At 59.7% G+C, this 4,872-nt stretch carries 4 protein-coding genes; 2 read left to right on the top strand and 2 right to left on the bottom strand.

Annotated features, from left to right (window positions below; all coding sequences use genetic code 11):
• Positions 1–1,977: hypothetical protein (locus tag AC1DSN_RS18365; protein WP_477332094.1), on the top strand; the 1,977-nt coding region annotated here is incomplete at its 5' end.
• Between the two features lie 380 nt (positions 1,978–2,357).
• Here AC1DSN_RS18365 and AC1DSN_RS18360 read toward each other — a convergent pair.
• Positions 2,358–2,660, bottom strand: a complete 303-nt coding sequence (locus AC1DSN_RS18360; protein WP_477297948.1) for a hypothetical protein — start codon at positions 2,658–2,660, stop codon at positions 2,358–2,360.
• Between the two features lie 94 nt (positions 2,661–2,754).
• Positions 2,755–3,012, bottom strand: coding sequence for a hypothetical protein (locus AC1DSN_RS18355; RefSeq protein ID WP_477332092.1), 258 nt, complete (start codon positions 3,010–3,012; stop codon positions 2,755–2,757).
• Positions 3,013–4,201: 1,189 nt separating this feature from the next.
• On the opposite strand from AC1DSN_RS18355, the gene AC1DSN_RS18350 reads away from it, so the two are divergent.
• Positions 4,202–4,872, top strand: a 671-nt coding sequence (locus AC1DSN_RS18350; RefSeq protein ID WP_477332090.1) for a hypothetical protein, incomplete at its 3' end; no start/stop codon positions are given.

Raw genomic sequence — 4,872 nt, 5'->3', positions numbered from 1 at the left:
AGGATAGCCCGTGCACCGGTCTTCGTACCCGACGCGCGGATCAACGAACTGGTCGTCGGCATCCGCTCGGCCCTCAATGTGGTTGAACTCGACCGGGATTCGGTGCAGGCCCTCGTCTTGCCCCTTTCCTACCGCCTGCCTGACATGCTCACGCGCGGGGAAGTTACCGAGGCTCACCGCTTGCTCTACCTGCTCGCGCGCGAGACACCCAGCTGGTCCAGGCAGTCGGAGCACCCGTTGCCGCTCTTGGCGGAATGTCTTGAGCGAAGCGGCGATAGCGACGCGGCGGCTCTGGCGTACACCCTTGCCTACACTAGTGTTCGCGGTGGCGGCGGTTGGCGGACGATGGGCGGGCTGGAGAGCTCATTCCTGCTTGACCACGCGATGCAGCTCAATGCGGGCTTGGCGAAGGCGACCCTAGCGAAGGAGGTCGCCGAGAAATTACGCGGCGGCCAGTATTTTGGTGTTTCTCGCCATCTGGTCGAGCAGCTAGCTCGATGGGGCGAGCCCGGCGTCGCGCAGGCGGCGTGGTGGCAAGCATTTGCGATCATTAACGCCCGGTTGCCGCTACCAGGAGCGGCGCTGTATTTCGAGCCCTTGGTGGCCGCGGGTCGTCCGGCATGGTCAAATGACGAAGCGTTGGCCGCCCTGCTCGTGGCTCGCATTAGCGACCCCGGCCTCAACCGCAAGAAGGCAGCACTGGGTGCCTTCCGTCGGCTGGTCGCGATTCGACCGACGCTATTCACGCCCGCGCTATCACGCGCACTATCGCGCGACACATGCGTATCCAGCCTGCAGTTGATCCTTCAGGTCCTTGACGAGCTGCCACTATGCCCCGAGGAGCTCATCCACGCGCTGAGTCCCCTGCTCCATGAGCACGCCCGTGGAAATTCTTGGGCCGTGGCGTCGTTGGCCCGTCGCCTGCTCGGTCGTGCTGGGCAGCCTGAGGCTGCGCGCCATTGTGGGAGTTCCGAACCAGAGCTCGCCATTCGACCCTGGGCGCGCGCCTTGTTCGAATTGGCGACCCGAGGCGATGGTCTTGCAGCGCTCACTGAGCTGTGGCCCGACCTGCCCGAGCACATCCTCCGTCGCCTGAGCGACCCGGCATCTCAGGCAGAGGCGACTAAAGAATTCGTCAACGAGCGATTAGAGCTTGCGCGAGGGCGCAGTCGCGATGTGGTGCCCCGCGCCGATGTGCTGAACTGGCCTACCGAGTTGTATGTCGCTGCGATGGACGAGGTTCTCGCACGCTTGATCGACACGTCGAGCGAACACACTGCCCCGCACCCTGACGACGGCGATGTGTTGCGCTGGATCCTACCGCGCACGGGACTACATTTGGCGCTCGAGGCCAGCCGCGTGCCACGACCGGCTCGTGACCCAGCGCAGTCCGCGCGCCCGGGGCTGAGTGACTTGGAACGTCTTCCACATGATGCAAGTCCATATCCTAAATGGATTCGTGCTGCCTGGTACGAGACGTCCTTCTATCGCCGGGACGACAAGACTTACTTAGAGGCGGATCACGTCGCGCAGGCTTTTGCTGCGGCTGTCTATGTACCCGACGGTGCGGTCGTGCCGGACAAAGCCGCTCCGATGGCACCCGGCCTGAGCAACGAGTGGTGGGACCTGCCGGATTCACCTTCGATCATCGATATCGACAGCCCGCAGCCCATGCGCAGCGACCATATCGACGACTGGTTAGGACAGGCCCTGCTTTTGATCCCCCCGCAGCTGTTGCGCCTCACCAACGAGCTGACCCCGTCTCCCCAAGGGGAAGCATTGCGGTGGAGCGACGCTTCGGGCAACCCCGCCGTAGTCATGCGCACCTGGCGGGTGCGATCGAACGGGTACGGCGTTGAGGCGCATGCACTGGTCGGCGCCGAAATTCTCATCCGGCCTGATCTCGTAGAAGTGCTCGCAGACCTAGGCGGTGTACCTCTGAAGCAACTTTGCCGTGTACACATTAGTTCACTTTAGTCTACCTGAGAATGTCACCCACCATTAGGAATACGACGCCCGCATTTGCGCTAGCCACCCCGACGTACAGAGTGGACGGCAGATAGGTTGCTTGCAACCCTACATGTGAAGGGGAGCGCGCACCGAAGCCCGGGGGCACCGTGTCGATCTGCGTGCCGGTGATCCAGGGCAATCTGGCTCGGCCGTTCGCGTTGTCGCGCAAAGGACGCGTCAGCGATTCCGGTGTCTGCTATGGGTCGAAAGCGGACGTTTGCTCTACCCCCGATAACCATCCCTAATCGCCCTGCCCTGTCGAATGGATTAGGTCCATGTCATGGGTAAATGGAGAATCGCCCAGGCCGTTGACACATTGCACAGCATTGAAGAAGCATTTGAAGCACTCATGGACGCCAAATCGCAAAGGTTCCGTCCAGACCAACCGAGCAGAAAGCAAGTTGCTGGCGCCAGTCGACCAGTATGAATCCAAGAGACGAGTGCAATTTGGCGAACACCTGAGAGAGCTGCCTGTCGTCTCCTTGAATCATTGCACCAAGCGCAGTGATGCCGCGTTTGTCCACTACGCCGTAGAGCAGCACGTCTGACAATGGCTTGATGGCAAAACCGTTTTCAACCTGTCCAAGCGGTCGAGATGCGGTCGTCAGGATTGGCGCGTTGATTGGAGTTGTCCCGAACAACGCCGCCAATTTGTCGACAGCACCTGTTCCCTCGATGAGCGCAGTTCTAGTCAACCTGCGAGCGAATATCTGAGACCACCCATACTGCAATCGATGGGTCGCCTCAAAAAATCTTGTACTCGGCAAGGGTGGTCTGGAGCTCTTTTAGGTCGGCCGCAGGCAGGAATTCGATCTGACACCACTCGTCTTCGTGGAACTGTGGCGCCCCATCAAATGATGCTTGCGTAGGCACGACGAAGGTCAGGACATCGGAAGCAACCGTCGGCATCGAGTAACGGATTGATGCCACATCAACTATCTTTTTCTCAACGTCTACATTCTTAGAACCAAGCGACGATTTCAGTCGACTAATCCAGCTCATCCCGATCCTCCCCTGTGAAGGCGTAAAGATAGCAAGGTCCACTATGAGTCGAAGGCGGACATCCCGCCGGAGCATAGCCCGCTCTGCCCCGCCCGCGCCAATCGGCCTTCGGCGCGCGCTTAGAACTGACGCCACCTGCGTTTGATGCCTGTCCAGCCCTTCCCCCACTCCAATCGACCAGGCGTGGGTCGAAAGCCGTCCCTGCCTACCCTCGATAACACCGACTAATCGCCCTGCGCTACGACCGCTTTCGGCCAAAAGCGGACCTTTGCAAGGTAGATACGAGCCGGTCAGCTACCCTTTTTATGCTTGTGAGGCTTGAGAGAAGGGATATTGCCTGGGGTCTCCTTATTATCCCGTCGCCGCTTATCCGGCTTACCCGTCGACTTGGCAATCGGCTTTGGACCAGGTTTAATTGCCATAAGTACTCTCCTCGTGTCCGCGGTATCACCGCAAGATTTACGTACTGGACGAGCCAACCTTTGAACGTACAGGCCGGTTGTTCGGTTATACGCGTAGGGACTGCCCGCCGCCAAGGGCCGCAGCGCCTGGCACGTTCCGCCCACGCGGCCCGAGTAAGCGATAGTTGCAAGGCCGGACCAGCTGATGATGGGCTCTGAACGTCGGGATGTCCGCTTTGGGTCGGAAGCGGACCTAGTCATTCCCATCGAGAACTTGTGCAGATACTCATCGGCTACTGCTGTAGAGTCGCATGGCCCTACCCGCCACCCTCGGCCCGCTCCGCCTACCCCGAGTCAATCGGGTGTTAGGCGCTTTCTTCGAGAGAAGGATTCACTCACTTACAAGTCTGTATCGCCTCTCGACTTGGGCCGAACGCTTCATCACCAATCGTCCGGCGAAGTGCGTTGCACTGGCGGCTCCGGAATGCAAAAGGCCCGCTGACGGCTATCAGCTAGTGAGTGTTCCGAGGCACCGAAAGCTCGTCGGAAGTTGCCGGAATTGCGCTGTAACGAAGCAGATACGGCCGAATGGGGCAATTGAACGTGGTCTGTTCCGAGGCGCTTAATTCGGTGCACGCTGCAGCGCGCGTGCCCGGTAGCCGGCCACGCAGTTAACCGCCATGAGTCAAGGATCGCCTACGCCTACTACGCGGAGCGACTGCCACGTGGCCACTAGTTCCTGCGCTTGGGCTCTCGACCACGTACCGAAGCTGAGAGGGGATTCGACCATGCTCTTCGATTATGGCGTCACGCTCCTAGTCGCTGTCGTCGTCATAGGCACAGGCTGCACTACGAAACTCGAAGTCAAGAAAAGCGACCCCGGCGATAAATCGGCGCGCATCGGCGCACCTTATTCGCTGATGTTCACGCAGTACGACATCGAAGTAATGCGTACCGTGACAAAGTGCGATCCGGAGCTACACGCAATGATTAGCGCGGACGTGAAAGCAGTCCAGGCACGACCGGATCCATTGCAGCGCTTCACCTTGGACCTTAATAGCCTTTCGAGTCCTCTGAAGGCCAGCTCGATTAAGGTCGGTTACTACGACGACGGAGGCATCGCAAGTGTAAATGCCAGCGCTGACGATCACTCCGTAGCGTTCATATCAAACGTCATCGGTGGCCTAGTCAAAGTGGCGACCCTCGTTGGCGCGGCCGGCGGAGTGGGCGGTGGCAGCAAGAGCGTCTGTACGCAGGAGGTCACCGACGCACTGAAGGCAGCATCTAGTCTCGATTCCCAAGTCTCTGCCGCCACCAAGCTTGTGGAGCTTCGCACCGACGAGACAAAGGCACTCAATGCGAAAGCGGCCGCGCTTGGGGAGAACGTCGACGACGGCACTAAAGCGGCTCTTTCAGCAAAGTTCGATCAGCTTGCAGCCGCAGCCGCAAAACTTAAGAG

Source organism: Luteibacter sp. P4_D7_3, assembly GCF_056401735.1.
The sequence above is the reverse complement of the archived record's forward strand: the minus strand, read 5'-3'. Positions and strand labels throughout refer to the sequence as shown.